Source organism: Bradyrhizobium sp. LA2.1, from assembly GCF_040547725.1.
Taxonomy (GTDB): Bacteria; Pseudomonadota; Alphaproteobacteria; order Rhizobiales; family Xanthobacteraceae; genus Bradyrhizobium; species Bradyrhizobium barranii.
Window position 1 is genome coordinate 172,226 of sequence record NZ_JBEPQI010000011.1, and the last position, 14,487, is coordinate 186,712.

The window sequence follows — 14,487 nt, forward strand, 5'->3', positions numbered from 1 at the left end:
CCCGGGCGTTGTCGCTGGTATGAAAATTGCTGCGGTTTTCGCGCAGTTTGTCGATCAGCATGGAGAATTTCGGAATGCTTGAGGGAGCCGAGGTGCGGCTTGCCGTTGATATCGGTGGCACGTTCACCGACATCGTGCTGGACGTGGGGCAGGATCGCAAGACGCGCAAGGTGCTGACGACGCCGCAGCGGCCCGAGCAGGCGGTGCTGGATGGCATGCGTCTCATCCTCACTGACGCGCGCGCGCATATGAGCGACATCGACGTCTTCATTCATGGCACGACGCTCGCGACCAATGCGATCATCGAGCGCCGCGGCGCCAAGACCGCGCTGATTGCGACCGACGGCTTTCGCGATGTGCTCGATATCGGCACCGAGAGCCGCTATGACCAGTACGATCTCAGCATCGACAAGCCGAGGCCGCTGGCGCCGCGGTCTCTCCGCTTCACCGTGCCGGAGCGGATCGACGCGCACGGCGCCGTTCGCCTCCCGCTGGACGAAGCGGCGGTCCGCGCACTCGCGCCAAAATTGCGCGCGCTGAACGTCGAGAGCGTCGCAATCGCCTTCCTGCACTCCTACGCCAATCCCGAGCACGAGCGCCGCGCGGCCGCGATCCTCAGTGAGGAGATGCCCGGCATCTCCGTGACCGTGTCCTCTGCGGTGTGTCCGGAAATCCGCGAATATGAGCGCACCTCCACCGCGGTCGCCAACGCCTATGTGCAACCGCTGATCGACGGCTATCTCGCCCGCATGGCGGATGCCTTGCAGGTCGAGCAGTTCCGCGGCGCGATCTATCTCGTCACCTCCGGCGGCGGCGTCACCTCGATCGAGACGGCGCGGCGCTTTCCGGTGCGCCTCGTCGAATCCGGTCCCGCCGGCGGCGCGATCTTCGCGGCGCAGATCGCAGCGCGGCTCGGCGAGAGCAAGGTGCTGTCCTTCGACATGGGCGGCACGACCGCAAAAATCTGCCTGATCGAAAAATACCAGCCCGAGACCTCGCGCGTGTTCGAGGTCGATCGCGCGGCGCGCTTCCTGAAGGGCTCCGGCCTGCCGGTGCGCATCCCCGTGATCGAGATGGTGGAGATCGGCGCCGGCGGCGGCTCGATCGCGCATGTCGATGCGATGAAGCGTGTCACTGTCGGCCCTGAGAGCGCCTCGTCGGAGCCGGGACCTGCCTGCTACGGCCGCGGCGGCCAGCGTCCGGCCGTGACGGATGCGGACGTTGCGCTCGGTATGATCGATCCTGATGCCTTTGCGGGTGGCACGATCAAGCTCAGCCCGGAGCTTTCGAAGGCGGCGCTGTTGCGCGCCGTCGGTGAGCCGCTGGGCCTGTCGGCGGAAACCGCGGCCTATGCCGTGCACGAGGTCGTCTGCGAGAACATGGCGAGCGCGGCGCGCGTGCATGCGGTCGAGCGCGGCGAGATTGTCGGCCAGCACACGCTGATCGCCTTCGGTGGCGCTGCGCCGCTGCATGCGGCGCGTGTCGCCGAGAAAATCGGTGTCTCGCGGGTCATCGTGCCCTCGAATGCCGGCGTCGGCTCGGCCGTCGGCTTCCTGGCTGCTCCCATTGCCTATGAGCTGGTGCGCAGCCGCCATGTCCGCCTCGATGATTTCGACACGGAGGGGGTCTCTGAGCTGCTCCAGGAGATGGTGACCGAGGCGCGCGCGCTGGTGGAGCCGGGCGCGGCCGGTGCGCCGGTGCGCGAACGCCGTGCAGCCTTCATGCGCTATGTCGGCCAGGGCCATGAGATCTCGGTCGAGCTGCCGAACCGGCGGCTGACATCGGCCGATCTCGCCGGGCTACGCCAGAAGTTCGAGGCCGACTATTCGGCGATGTTCGAGCGGCCGATCCCGGGCGCCGCGATCGAGGTTCTGAGCTGGTCGGTGCTCGCGACCACCGATGCGCACAATCCTTCCGTCGTCGCTTCCGTTGCGCGCAAGCCCGCCGGCAAGGCCTCGGGCAGTCGCAAATTCTTCGACGGACGCGCGGGGGAAGTGATCGAGATCCCGCTCTATCGCCGCGAGGACATGGCACCGGGCGCGACCATTGCGGGTCCCGCCGTGATCGCCGAGGACGAGACGTCCACTTTCGTCTCCAACAGTTTTGACGCCCATATCGACGGTGCCGGCAGCATCGTCATGGAACGAAAGGCGGCCTGATCATGAGCAAGGCAAATGGCGCGAGCCTGATCGACCTTCAGATCATGTGGCACCGGCTGATCGCCGTGGTCGAGGAGCAGGCGCAGGTGCTGCTCCGCACCGCCTTCAGCCCGATCGTGCGCGAATGCGGCGACCTCTCCGCCGGCGTGTTCGACCTCAGGGGACGGATGCTGGCGCAGGCGGTGACCGGCACGCCCGGTCACGTCAACTCGATGGCGGAATCGGTCAAGCACTTCATCGCGCATTTCCCGATCGAGACGATGAAGGAATGCGACGCCTACATCACCAACGATCCCTGGATGGGCACCGGCCATCTCAACGACTTCGTCGTCACCACGCCCTGCTTCAAGGACGGCAAGCCGGTCGCGCTGTTCTCCTGCACCAGCCATCTCATGGACATCGGTGGCATCGGGTTCGGTCCTGACGCCACCGACGTGTTCATGGAAGGGCTCTACATCCCCATGCTCAAGCTGATCGACCAGGGCGTCGTCAATGAGACGCTGATGGCGATGATCCGCACCAACACGCGGCTGCCGATCGACACCGAGGGCGACACCTATTCCCTGGCCGGCTGCAACGACGTCGGCTGCGAACGCCTGGTCGAGATGATGACCGAGTTCGAGATCGACACGCTCGACGAGCTCGGCGACTACATCTGCGATCGCTCGCGTGAGGCCGTGCTGGCCGAGATCGCAAAGCTGCCGAAGGGAAGCTGGCACAACACCATGGTCGTCGATGGCTATGATGCGCCGGTGACGCTCGCCGCGACGCTGACGATCTCGGATGAGGGCATCCACGTCGATTTCGACGGCACCTCGGCTGCTTCGAAATTCGGCATCAACGTGCCCTTGTCCTACACCACGGCCTACACCGTGTTCGGTCTCGGCTGCGTCGTCGCCTCGCAGATTCCGAACAACGCCGGCTCGCTCTCGCCGCTGACGGTGTCGGCTCCCCCTGGCGCGATCCTGAACGCACCGAAGCCCGCGCCCGTGGCGTCGCGTCACATCGTCGGACAGATGCTGCCGGACGTGGTGTTCGGCTGCCTGCGCCAGATCATTCCCGAGCGCGTACCCGCGGAAGGCACCTCGTGCCTGTGGAATCTCAACGTCCGCGGACAGACCCGTTCAGGTGCCGGCGGCAATTACGGGTTCTCGATGGCGGTGACTTCGAACGGCGGTACCGGCGCGCGCTTTGCGAAGGACGGGCTGTCGGCCACCGCCTATCCCAGCGGCGTGCGCGGCACGCCGGTCGAGATCGCTGAGACGCAAACGCCGCTGATCTTCTGGCGCAAGGAGCTTCGCCCGGATTCCGGCGGCGCCGGGCGCACCCGCGGCGGTCTCGGCCAGATCATCGAGGTCGGCAGCGGCATCGATGCGCCCTTCGACATCCTCGCTGCATTCGATCGCATCGATCATCCGCCGCGCGGCCGCGACGGCGGTCGGAACGGTGAGGCCGGCTATGTCGGCCTGAAGTCTGGACAGAAGATGCGCGGCAAGGGTTTTCAGACCGTACCGCCGGATGACCGGCTGGTGGTGATGACGCCGGGCGGTGCCGGCATCGGCGCGCCCACCGAACGCGAGCGCACGGCGGTCAACGACGACATCGAGAGCGGCCTGGTGTCTGCCGACAATGCGGCCGCCCTGTACGGATACGCGCGGAGATAGCGCCACCGCATCGACTGCGGCCGTTTATTGGCCGCAGTCGTTCGGCGCCGGCTTCCCGGCAAAGCGGTCGGTCATCCAGTTCACAGCGGCCATCGTGCTCGCCTGTGCGGCGCGGCCGTGTCCGATGTTGGGAAGGGTGACCATTTTCACGGGGCTGCCCGCCTTGCACAGCCGGCTCATATAGGCGCGCGTCACCGCGGGCCGGATGATCTGGTCGACAGTCCCTTGAGCGAGGAACACTGGCATGCCGGCGGCCAACGTGCCGGCGCTGTTCTTCTCCAGCAGCGAGCGCCAGGGCTCGCGCTTGGTCGGATCCGGCACGGTCAGAAAATATTTCTGGAGCGGCCGCTCGGTCCGCTGCCGGATGAAGATATCGAAGGGACCTTCGATGCATTCGCGCGCCAGTCGGTCGATCACCGGAAGTGCGCGCGGATCGACGACACCGTCGAGCGCGGCGTCGTAGACGCGATGCCATGACCACAGCGTCATCGCTGTGATGTTCTTGCCGCCGACTGAGTTGATGTCGTCGCTCATCAGCGTGGCGAGATCCGTCGCGGGCGCCGCAGCGGCAACGCCGAGCAGATGGAGATCGGGCGCATAGGTCGGCGCCAGCTGCCCGGCGAACAGCACAGCCTGTCCGCCCTGCGAGTGTCCCCACAAGGTAAAATCCTTAGTCCCGCCGGCGCCCGGCAGATCGCGCGCGACGCGCACGATGTCGAGCACGGCGCGGCCCTCGCTCTCGCCGACGAGATAAGGATGCGGACCCGGCGTGCCGAGCCCGGGATAGTCGGTCGCCGCGACGATGTAGCCACGCGCCACCATCGAGCGCAGTCCCTGGATCTGCTGGAACAGGAAGATCGCGAGCGACGGCGCGCAGCGCGGCACAATGCCTGACGTTGGATGCGCCCAGGCGACGATCGGGCGGCCGCCGGGTGGCGGCGGTCCTTGCGGCACGATGACGACGCCCGAGACGAGAATGGGCTCGCCCTTCAATCCGGTTGAGCGATAGAGCCCGCGAAAGGCCGATGCGCCGAGCGGCGCGCCATCCATCCGCTCTTGCCGCACCAGACTGCCAGGCGGTCCGTCCGCAAGCGATGCCGGTGCGTCGTAAAATGCCGATTGCGCGTGGGCAGTCACGATGCCGGCGGCGAACATGACGAGTGCGGCCATCAGAGCGCGGGCGGCGACAAGCATTTGCGATCCGCTCCAGCGCACGATCACATCCCGTACAGGATTTTCAGCTCACCGCTCGCGCGCAGCGCGAGTGTGATCCCGTCGGCAAGCAGCAAGGCCTTGTCGAACTGCACCGAGGAGAGCTTGCCTTCCATACGGAAGCCGTCCTTGAGCGGACGCGTCAGCCGCTGGTTCGCCGCCATCAGCAGGTTCTGGTAGGAGACGCCATAGTCAATGTTCACGGCCTGCTTCAATTGCGCGACGATCGACTGCAAGCCGGGGTTTGCCTCTCCGTCCTGCGCGGCGAGATCGAGATCGGCAAGCGCGACGCTCTTGCTGGTATCGTCCACCTTCAGTGCGCCGGAGAGATAGCTCCATTGGCCTGCATTGGGGTCGCTGTCCGACGTCTTCGCAAGACGCAGGCCGATCACAAGCTTGCCCGCCGACGGATAGACCTGAACCTCGCGCAACGCGCTGTCTTGCGCCGGCAGCGCGGCGATCGCCTGGCTGATCTTGTCCTTGATCGCGTCATAGCCGAGCCGAACCGGAAGGATGACGTCGAACGTGCCCGGTGCGGCTACGTCGGTGCCTAGCGCCGGCAGCGGAGTCGGCACGACGCTCGCTCCCTGCTGTCCGATTGACGTCACTGCAGTGCCGGAGAGTTCGAGCGAGCCCGACAGAACCTTGTCGTTGGCGCGGACGCCGGCGAAGGCTGCGCTCTGCGGCGTTACTTGCAGCCAGACCGGCGGCTCGTCGGCGAGCTTCATCGGTTCGAACGCATGCGTCCAGGCAGCGGCCGCCTTGTCGCGCAGATTGAGTTTCCTTGCCGCGGCCAGCGCACGTGATCGCACGCGCGCGAGCTGCGTACGGATGCGCGGCTCGACGTAGGGCGCAAGATCGACCTCGCGGCCGAGCACATGCAAATAAGGTGCTTCGCTCCAGTGGAAGGAGTCGCTGAAATTCAGGTCGAGCGACCAGTCCTTGCGCAGCGCGGGCCGTGCCTCGGCCTCGATCCTCGCGCGCGCTTCGGTCTGGCCGCGGATGCGCGCGGTGAAGCGGTTGGCGCCCTGGCCTTCGGCCGCGCCGTAGATCGAGACTGCACCATAGACGTGGTCGCCGCGGCCGGAGAGCGAGACGCCGCTGGTGCGATTGACGAAGCCAAACACGTCGCAATTGGCGTTGACACGGAACATCAGTACGCGGCGGTGCACGCAGTTGACGCGCTCGTCGATGGTGGCAAGCCGCTTGGGGATATCCTGCTCGATGGCCTTGGCGAGCGCCGGCAGACCGAACTCGATGGTTGCGGACACCCGCGAGGTCGTGGCGAGCGGCGCCGGCGGATCGGGAGCGAGCGGCGGCTTGTCGGCGGCGTGCGCGGCTTGCGCGAGTGCGGTGAGGGCGAGCGCAACAAGCCCGGCACGTTTCGTCGAACGAACAATTCGCAAGGAAACGGGCATTCTTCTTATTCCAGCTTGGCCCTGCTTCGCGCCCAGGCCGCCGGCCGCGGGGCCATTCGGTCTTCAGAGCAAAATCGCGGAAGGAGAGGGCGGTCAGTGGATCAATTATTGCTTGTATTCAATGGTCGCGTATCGCGGCACTTGTATGGCGCGGCGTCGCGCTTTGAGCAAGGCTTTGTATATCGCTCCGTTATGATGGCCGTTCTTGAATTGCTCAAAAGAGATTGACGCCGCCCCCGTCCAAATGATCACGCGATGAAGCTTCTCCGTGGGCGCTGCGATTTTTGAGTCCGAGATCTGTGGCCAAGACGAAATGGTCAGCGCAGCTGACGTTTCAAATTCGTGCTGCGCGTTAAATTCGCGCCGCTCGCGCATTCCATCTTTGCGCCCTCCCTCATCCGGCGTACTCTGTGAGAGCGAGCAGGAGTGCAACAGCAACCAGTCCAGGAAACGTAGCTCCTTTTGGCGATGTCCGCCGAGGGAGATCGCGAGCTGTTGGCAGCTCATATGCGATGGAGAAGAACCGACACTTAGCGAGCTGCAAACATCCCTCGCAGCGTCTGCGAGACGCGAGTTCAACAAAACACAAAAGCGGGAGGAACGGATGAAGAAGCGTTGGTGTAATTCTGGTCTACCTCTTGTTGTCGGCGCGACACTTGCGGCGTCGGCGGCGTTGGCCCAATCCGTGGATACTGCCCGGATCGAGAACGCCGGTCAGAACGATTGGCTCACCTATCATGGTTCATACAAATCCCATCACTACAGCCCGCTCGCGCAGATCAATGCGAGCAACATCGGCAATCTGGGCGTAGCCTGGACGCACATTCCCGGACGATCGACGCGCGGCCTGCAGTCAATGCCGCTCGTGGCCGACGGCGTGCTCTATTATTCGGGTTCGTACAGCCGGGTCTTTGCGCTGAACGGCGCGACCGGCGAGGTCATCTGGTCGTTCTTTCCGGAACTCGATGAGGCGCTCATCAGCCGACAGACCCACTCGCCCTACAACCGCGGTGTAGCCCTTGGTGAAGGCAAGGTCTTCGTCGGTACGATGGATGGTCGTCTGTTCGGGCTCGATGCGAAGTCGGGAAAGGTTCTCTGGGAAACCAGGCTGATCGACTCGCAGAAGCTCACGGTCGGCTTCACTGGCGCGCCGCTTTACGCGAAGGGAAGCGTCATCATCGGCTCGCAGGGGGGTGAATGGCCGGGCCGTGGCCCGATCTTCGCTGTCGATGCCACCACCGGCAAGAAAAAGTGGGAGTTTCTGACGGTCGCGGGCACCGACGAGGCCATGAAGACCTGGGGCAACGATTCCTGGCGCACGGGCGGTGGCGGCGGCTGGATGCCGGGCACCTACGACTCCGAGACCAACTCCGTCCTGTGGGGCACCGCGAACCCGGCGCCGCTCTACGATTGGTCGGGCGCTGATTACAAGACGCAAGGTGCGCGTCCCGGCGACAATCTCTATACGAGTTCGGTCATCGCTCTCGATATCGATACCGGAAAGCTGAAATCCTACCATCAGGAACTGCCTCACGACGCCTGGGACTTCGACAGCGCCGTCGGCGAGTTCGTGATGCTTGAGCGCGATGGCCAGAAATACGTGGTTCATCCGAACAAGGGCGGCTTCGTCTTCGTCTACGACCGTAATCTTGGCGTGAAGAACGTCTGGCGGCTGGTTGAGAACATCAACTTCGTCAAGGATATCGATCCCAAGACGGGCGCGCTGATCGGCCGTCGCGATTTCCCTGTCGGGAAAGTCACTGAAGTACCGCTGTGTCCCTTCATTGGCGGCGGCATCAGCTGGAATGCCGGCTCGTACAACCCGAAGACCGGTCTTTATTACAAGATCGGCCAGGAATGGTGCATGACGCTGGATATTCAGAAGACGACGCCGGTCACCGCGCCCCAGGTCCAGCTCAACATCGGCGCCGACTTCAAGATGGTGCCGCCTCCGAGCGGCGAGATCTACGGACATCTCGACGCGCGCGACCCGATAACGGGCGCGAAAAAATGGGAGGTTCGCTTTCCCGAGCCGCCGCTTGGGAGCGTTTTGTCGACCGGGGGTAATCTTGTGTTCGTACCCGACTCCCGTGGCATCCTTCACGCCTACGATGCCGAAACCGGGGCCGAGTTGTGGAAGCACAACAACGGCACCGGCCACCAGGGCGGTATCGTCAGCTACTCCGTCGGCGGCAAGCAATATATCGCCGTGGCGGCCGGCTTCGGCGGCATGCTGGCGGACGAATATGCGCCAAACTTCGGCGGCGTCTACAAGAGCATGCCGCGTGACGACGGCGCCCTCGTCGTCTTCAGCTTGAAATAGTCTGTCTCAAACGATCTGCCGAGGAGCGGGTGCAAACCCGCTCCTCGGTCGATTGCAGCGGCCGGGCGTGATTCAGGAATGGAGCGGACGTGTTGAAACTGCATTTGAAGTCGCTTCCGGCGGTGCTGGGCGCTTCGTTGCTGTGCGTTGTGGTGGCTCGAGCTCAATCTGCCACGCCGGCGCCGGACAACGGGTCGTTGGACGTCGAGCAGTTGTTCGCGGGGACCTGCGGCTTTTGCCACTCCGACGGCGGCCGGGCTGCTGGCAGGGGACCGCAACTGATGAATTCGCAACGAGACGACGAATTTCTGCACAACCGTATCAAGATCGGCAAGCAAGGTGCGATGCCGGCATTCGGCGAGAGCTTCAGTGACGCGCAGATCGACCAGATCGTCAAATATATCCGCGCCTTGAAGCCGCGCGAGGGCTGACCCGCCGGGACCTGATCCATCCAGATGAGACGCGGCATGAAGGCAATTGTCCTGATTATCGTCGGTGCCGCCATCGGGCTGTCCGGACCGGCGCAGGCGCGAACCCTGGAGGCGATCCGCGCGAGTGGCGCGCTCGGACTCTGCGCGCATCCCAACTCGCTTCCTTTTGCGCGCAAGGGCGGCGATCCATCCGGCTTTCAGGTCGAGTTGGGACAGGTGCTGGCACGCGAGCTCGGTGTCTCGCTACGGCTCGACTGGATCATCACGCAGTACCAAATGCGCAGCGCCAATTGTGACATTCTTCTGGATGTCATCGCCGATCGCGAAGCGCAAGGCGAGACCCGCTTGAGGATCTCGAAACCGTACTATCGCACGGGCGTCGCGCTCGCGGTGCCGTCATCCAGCGCGCTCACATCGTTCAAGAGCCTCGGCGAGCATACCAAGGTGGGGGTGCAGGTCGGCTCTGTCGCCGCCATGATCATCGGTCAGCGGCACGTGCCCATATCGATCTTCGGCTTCGAGACCGACAGCCTCGACGCCGTATCAAACAAGGAGATCGATGCGGCTGCGGTCACGCCCACCGCGGCGGGCTACTTCAATCTGACGCATCCTGACAAGGCACTCCGGATCCTGGATCGCGACGAGGGCGTGGCCGATCTCAACTGGAATGTCGCCGTCGGCATGATACGCCCGGACGATGCGTTGCGCGAGGCGATCGACGGAGCGCTGGAACGGCTGCGCAACGACGGCACGGTCGATCGGATCTACGGTCGCTATGGGATCGTGCTGCAAGCGCCGAGGTAGCTGAATTGCCGAACGAACGACGCCGTCCCGGTTTGGCCAGGACGACGTCGTTATGAATATCTCGCTTTGGCCCTAGGCCGCCGCCTTCTTCCGCGCCTGCTCGGCCTTGTACAGCTCGAACTCTTCGGCGATCGCCTTCGCGACCGACGGCCGCTGACGCAGGCGGTCGTGATACGCCTTCACGTTCGGCCATTTGGCGAGCTCGATCGGCGGGGTCGCCATGGTCCAGTTGATGACCGTGACGAGATAGGCATCCGCCACGCTGAAATGGTCGAGCAGGAAGTCGCGCCCCTTCAGGTAGTTGTCGAGATAGTCGAGCCGCGACAGGTTTTTCTCCAGCGCATAGGCCTTGGTTTCCTGCGGCGCCTTGCGGTCAAGCAGGGGGATGAAGAGGCCCTTGTGCAACTCGGTGCCGATGAAGCAGAGCCATTGATGCAGCCGGGTGCGATCGATGCCCTGGGCCGCACCGAGGCCGGATTGCGGGAACCGATCCGCGACATATTGCAGGATCGCGGCGTTCTCGGTCAGCACCACGCCCTCGTCGGTGCGCAGCGTCGGCACGAGGCCGATCGGATTGACAGTGCGGAAGTCGGTGCCGTCGTTCAGCACTTTCTTGGTCGGCGGATCGACTTCGAGATAATTCGCTTCGGCGCCGGCTTCATACAGCGCGACGCGGGTCGCCATCGAACAGGCGAGCGGCGAGAAATAAAGATCCATCTTGGGCCTCCTTGGGCAATTCCTCTTTGGGTGTCGCTCAACCTGGCCAGATTGATTTTTGTACCATCTTGTATAATATCGCAGCGGTCAAGGATTAATTTGCGAAATGGTACAAAAATCGAAGCCGCCAGCTGCTGCCAATGAGCCGAAGCGGCGTGGCCGTCCGCGCGCCTACGAGCCCGACGTCGCGCTCGGCAAGGCACTCGACCTGTTCCGCCGGCAGGGCTTTGCCGCGACGTCGCTGGACGATCTCAGCGAAGCGACCGGCATGAACCGGCCGAGCCTCTACGGCGCCTTCGGCGACAAGCGCGAGCTCTACATCAAGAGCTACCAGCGCTACCGCGAGGACGCGCGCGCCTCGATGGTCGAGATCTTTCGCCAGGAGATGCCGGTGCGCCAGCGGCTCGAGCGCATCTTCGCCTCCGCGCTGAACATCTATCTCTCCGGCGAGACCGGTCCGCGCGGCTGCTTCACGGTGGTGACCGCGGCGTCCGAAGCCGTCGGCGATCCCGAGATCCGTGCCATGGTGCTGGATGGACTGACCGAACTCGACAAGGCCTTTGCCAGTTGCTTCCGCCGCGCCAAGGAGAAGGGCGAGCTGCCCGCGAGCGCCGACCCGGCCGTGCTGGCGCAGCTCGCCTCCGCAACCGTGCATTCGATCGCCATCCGCTCCCGCGCGCGTGTCCCGCGCAAGGAGTTGGAAGCGATCGTGAAAGGCGCGATCGATGTGATGGTGGGGGCCAAAAGTTAGGCCGTCGTCCCGGGGCGCGCGTAGCGCGAGCCCGGGACCCATAGCCACAGAGAGAAGTTTGGCGAAGACTGGTCGTTCGGTACTGCGACCATCCGCAACGATAAATCACGCGGTATGGGTCCCCGCGTACGCAGCGAGGGTGGGGCGCGTGCGTGCCTCTCTCAGCCAGCCGAAGCGTCTAATATCCCCGTGCCCGGTCCACCACGTTCTCCAGCGCACCGCCGGCCTCGAACTTTGCGATTTGCTCGGCGACATAGGCCGAGATTGCATCGGCGTCGGTGTCGGCCGCGTTGTGCGGGGTCAGCAGCACCTTGGGGTGGGTCCAGAACCGGCTGTCGGCAGGCTGCGGCTCCTGCACGAAAACGTCGAGCGAGGCCGCGCCAAGCGTGCCGTCGTCGAGGCAGGCCAGGATATCGGCTTCGTTCTGCAAGCCGCCGCGACCCGCATTGATCAGAACGGGCGCGCCGAGCGGGCTGTTGCGGTTGAGCTTGGTGAAGACGTCGCGGTTGAGGATGCCGTGCGTATCAGGCGTCAGCGGCAACAGGCAGACCAGGATGTCGGTCTTGCGCAGGAATGCGTCGATCTGCGCGGCGCCGTGGAAGCATTCGACGCCCTCGATCGTGCGCGGGCTGCGGCTCCAGCCGGCAACGCGGAAACCGAGCCGGCGCAGCACGTCGGCGGCATCCGCCCCCAGCGTGCCAAGCCCCATCACGCTGACGGTGACGGCGCTCGCCGGCCACTGATATTGCGGCTCCCAGCGTTTTGCGCGCTGCGAGTCCCGCAAGTACAGCTCCTGGCGGTGGTGCATCAGCACGTGCAGCACGACATACTCGGTCATGCGATTGGTGAGATCAGGCACGGCGACGCGCACCAGCGGCACGTCGGGCAGGCTCTTGTCGGCCATCAGCGCGTCGACGCCGGCGCCCAGATTGAAGATCGCACGCAGATTGGGGAAAGAGCCGAGATCGCCCGGCACCGGCTTCCACACCGCGGCATAGTGCACCTCGGCCGGATTGAGATCGGAATCCGGCAGCAGCACCACGCGGCGGCCGCCGCAGACCGCGTCGAACCGGGCCTTCCAGCGCTCCGGCAGCCAGTTCTGCTGCGTGCTGTTGATCAGGACGGCCAGTGTGCCCATGCTCATTCGAAGTGCCTCGTCGGTTCCGTTTTGAAAACCCTCCTTGGCACGATCCGACGGATTTTTCTCGCAAATTTTTTCCGCAGCCCTGTCGGGGCGGGGCATATTGGATCGTCTTAAAAACAAGCGTTCAGGAAGGTGCTGCCCATGCTTTATGCGATCCTCTGCTATCACGACGAGGACTTCGTCGGCTCCTGGAGCAAGGACCAGGACGAGGCCGTGATGAAGAAGCTCGCCGTGGTGCAGGACAAGCTCACACAGCAGGGCCGGCTCGGTCCGGTGGCGCGGCTGTTGCCGACCACGGCGGCGGCGACGCTGCGCAAGGAAGACCCGCCGCTGGTGCTCGACGGCCCCTATGCGGAGACCAAGGAGCAATTGCTCGGCTTCTACATCGTGGATTGCAAGAATCTCGACGAAGCCCTCGACGTCGCGCGCGAGCTCGGTGCGGCCAATCCCGGCGGCGCCTATGAGGTGCGCCCCGTCGGCGTATTCCGGCCCGGAGGAATTTCGACGTGAGCGAGGCCGACACCGCCTGGATCGAGACCGCGCTGACGTCGGCGCGACCCCAGGCGGTCGGCGCGCTGCTGCGCTATTTCCGCGATCTCGATACCGCCGAAGAGGCCTTCCAGAACGCCTGCCTGCGCGCGCTCAAGACCTGGCCGCAGAACGGGCCGCCGCGCGATCCCGCGGCCTGGCTGATCATGGTCGGCCGCAACGTCGCCATCGACGAGGTCCGCCGCGCCCGCAAGCAGCAGCCGCTGCCCGAGGACGACCAGGCCATCTCCGATCTCGACGACGCCGAGGGCGCGCTCGCCGAGCGGCTCGACGGCTCGCACTACCGCGACGACATCCTGCGGCTGATGTTCATCTGCTGCCATCCGCAGCTGCCGGCGACCCAGCAGATCGCGCTGGCGCTGCGCATCGTCTCCGGCCTCACCGTGAAACAGATCGCGCGCGCCTTCCTGGTCTCGGAAGCGGCGATGGAGCAGCGCATCACCCGCGCCAAGGCGAAGGTCGCCGAGGCCGGGGCGCCGTTCGAAACGCCCGGCGCGGTCGAACGCTCCGAGCGGCTCGCCGGTGTTGCCGCAATGATCTACCTGATCTTCAACGAAGGCTATTCGGCCAGCGGCGACACGGCGGAGATCCGAAAGCCGCTGTGCGAGGAAGCGATCCGGCTGGCACGGTTGCTGCTACGGCTGTTCCAGAGCGAGCCGGAGATCATGGGGCTCGCGGCGCTGCTGCTGTTGCAGCATGCGCGCAGCGCCGCGCGCTTTGCTGCGGACGGCGCGGTGATCCTGCTCGACGACCAGGATCGTACGCTATGGAACGGCAACATGATCGCGGAAGGCCTCGCGCTGATCGACAAGGCGATGCGCCATCGCCGCAGCGGCCCCTATCAGGTCCAGGCCGCGATCGCCGCGCTGCATGCGCGCGCGTCGACGCCCGAGGAAACCGACTGGACGCAGATCGACCTGCTCTACGGCGCGCTCGAAGTGATGCAGCCTTCGCCGGTGGTGACGCTCAACCGGGCGGTTGCGGTCTCCAAGGTGCGCGGGCCTCAAGCGGCGCTCGAACTGATCGAGCCGCTGGCGCCGAAACTCACTAACTACTTTCATTTCCACGGCGTGCGTGGTGCCTTCCTGATGCAGCTCGGCCGTAACGACGAAGCCCGCATCGCCTTCGACCACGCCATCGCACTCGCCAATACTTCGGCGGAAGCCGCCCATATCCGCATGCATATTGATCGCCTGATCCGGGACAGCCAGCCGAAGGGCGCCAATGGCGGCGCCAGGCAGGGCGCAAAGGCAAAGTGACGGCCAAAAATTTCGTCCCGCCGATTGTCGGCTCCCGCCGTTCCCCTTCGTCTTAA

The 14,487-nt window shown here is 64.8% G+C and carries 12 protein-coding genes; 8 read left to right on the forward strand and 4 right to left on the reverse strand.

The features are described 5' to 3' along the window. Nucleotides 1-74: 74 nt before the first annotated feature. Nucleotides 75-2,159, forward strand: a complete 2,085-nt coding sequence (locus ABIB95_RS22690; protein WP_354098864.1) for a hydantoinase/oxoprolinase family protein — start codon at nt 75-77, stop codon at nt 2,157-2,159. A 2-nt stretch (nt 2,160-2,161) separates the two neighbouring features. Beyond that, on the forward strand, nt 2,162-3,823 hold the full coding sequence (locus tag ABIB95_RS22695) for a hydantoinase B/oxoprolinase family protein (protein ID WP_354242309.1): 1,662 nt from the start codon (nt 2,162-2,164) through the stop codon (nt 3,821-3,823). A gap of 24 nt (nt 3,824-3,847) precedes the next feature. Here ABIB95_RS22695 and ABIB95_RS22700 read toward each other — a convergent pair whose 3' ends face one another. Both ABIB95_RS22700 and ABIB95_RS22705 read right to left on the reverse strand, forming a co-directional pair. Then, nucleotides 3,848-5,017, reverse strand: coding sequence for an alpha/beta fold hydrolase (locus tag ABIB95_RS22700; protein WP_354242312.1), 1,170 nt, complete (start codon nt 5,015-5,017; stop codon nt 3,848-3,850). 23 nt (nt 5,018-5,040) lie between these two features. Beyond that, nucleotides 5,041-6,453, reverse strand: coding sequence for a DUF4403 family protein (locus tag ABIB95_RS22705; protein ID WP_354242315.1), 1,413 nt, complete (start codon nt 6,451-6,453; stop codon nt 5,041-5,043). 604 nt (nt 6,454-7,057) lie between these two features. Between ABIB95_RS22705 and ABIB95_RS22710 the strand changes: the two genes are divergently transcribed. The 3 genes from ABIB95_RS22710 (at nt 7,058) to ABIB95_RS22720 (ending at nt 10,011) form a co-directional block, all read left to right on the forward strand. Continuing rightward, entirely contained in the window at nt 7,058-8,776 is a 1,719-nt protein-coding gene (locus ABIB95_RS22710; RefSeq protein WP_063981075.1) for a pyrroloquinoline quinone-dependent dehydrogenase, read from the forward strand. Nucleotides 8,777-8,880: 104 nt separating this feature from the next. Continuing rightward, entirely contained in the window at nt 8,881-9,207 is a 327-nt protein-coding gene (locus tag ABIB95_RS22715; RefSeq protein ID WP_175618267.1) for a c-type cytochrome, read from the forward strand. A 36-nt stretch (nt 9,208-9,243) separates the two neighbouring features. Next, nucleotides 9,244-10,011: a substrate-binding periplasmic protein gene (locus ABIB95_RS22720; RefSeq protein ID WP_354242318.1), complete on the forward strand. Its 768-nt coding sequence runs from the start codon at nt 9,244-9,246 to the stop codon at nt 10,009-10,011. Nucleotides 10,012-10,083: 72 nt separating this feature from the next. Here ABIB95_RS22720 and ABIB95_RS22725 read toward each other — a convergent pair whose 3' ends face one another. After that, a complete protein-coding gene (locus tag ABIB95_RS22725) occupies nt 10,084-10,728 on the reverse strand; it encodes a glutathione binding-like protein (protein ID WP_354120046.1) in 645 nt (214 codons plus the stop codon). Between the two features lie 106 nt (nt 10,729-10,834). Between ABIB95_RS22725 and ABIB95_RS22730 the strand changes: the two genes are divergently transcribed. Next, entirely contained in the window at nt 10,835-11,479 is a 645-nt protein-coding gene (locus tag ABIB95_RS22730; protein WP_354242321.1) for a TetR/AcrR family transcriptional regulator, read from the forward strand. 178 nt (nt 11,480-11,657) lie between these two features. On the opposite strand, the gene ABIB95_RS22735 is transcribed toward ABIB95_RS22730, so the two are convergent. After that, nucleotides 11,658-12,623, reverse strand: coding sequence for a 2-hydroxyacid dehydrogenase (locus tag ABIB95_RS22735; protein ID WP_354242323.1), 966 nt, complete (start codon nt 12,621-12,623; stop codon nt 11,658-11,660). 141 nt (nt 12,624-12,764) lie between these two features. Between ABIB95_RS22735 and ABIB95_RS22740 the strand changes: the two genes are divergently transcribed. Together ABIB95_RS22740 and ABIB95_RS22745 are read left to right on the forward strand one after the other, a co-directional pair. Continuing rightward, a complete protein-coding gene (locus tag ABIB95_RS22740; RefSeq protein WP_135214753.1) occupies nt 12,765-13,133 on the forward strand; it encodes a YciI family protein in 369 nt (122 codons plus the stop codon). Further along, nucleotides 13,130-14,431, forward strand: coding sequence for an RNA polymerase sigma factor (locus ABIB95_RS22745; RefSeq protein WP_166079988.1), 1,302 nt, complete (start codon nt 13,130-13,132; stop codon nt 14,429-14,431). Before ABIB95_RS22740 ends, ABIB95_RS22745 begins: the two co-directional genes overlap by 4 nt. Nucleotides 14,432-14,487: the final 56 nt, after the last annotated feature.

Excerpts from the sequence above, each read along its gene's own strand:
- ABIB95_RS22695 (WP_354242309.1), top strand. The coding sequence starts at position 2,162 with ATGAGCAAGGCAAATGGCGCGAGCCTGATCGACCTTCAGATCATGTGG.
- ABIB95_RS22720 (WP_354242318.1), top strand. The coding sequence starts at position 9,244 with ATGAAGGCAATTGTCCTGATTATCGTCGGTGCCGCCATCGGGCTGTCC.
- ABIB95_RS22705 (WP_354242315.1), bottom strand. The coding sequence starts at position 6,453 with ATGCCCGTTTCCTTGCGAATTGTTCGTTCGACGAAACGTGCCGGGCTT.
- ABIB95_RS22730 (WP_354242321.1), top strand. The coding sequence starts at position 10,835 with ATGGTACAAAAATCGAAGCCGCCAGCTGCTGCCAATGAGCCGAAGCGG.
- ABIB95_RS22740 (WP_135214753.1), top strand. The coding sequence starts at position 12,765 with ATGCTTTATGCGATCCTCTGCTATCACGACGAGGACTTCGTCGGCTCC.
- ABIB95_RS22700 (WP_354242312.1), bottom strand. The coding sequence starts at position 5,017 with ATGCTTGTCGCCGCCCGCGCTCTGATGGCCGCACTCGTCATGTTCGCC.
- ABIB95_RS22710 (WP_063981075.1), top strand. The coding sequence starts at position 7,058 with ATGAAGAAGCGTTGGTGTAATTCTGGTCTACCTCTTGTTGTCGGCGCG.
- ABIB95_RS22735 (WP_354242323.1), bottom strand. The coding sequence starts at position 12,623 with ATGAGCATGGGCACACTGGCCGTCCTGATCAACAGCACGCAGCAGAAC.
- ABIB95_RS22725 (WP_354120046.1), bottom strand. The coding sequence starts at position 10,728 with ATGGATCTTTATTTCTCGCCGCTCGCCTGTTCGATGGCGACCCGCGTC.
- ABIB95_RS22690 (WP_354098864.1), top strand. The coding sequence starts at position 75 with ATGCTTGAGGGAGCCGAGGTGCGGCTTGCCGTTGATATCGGTGGCACG.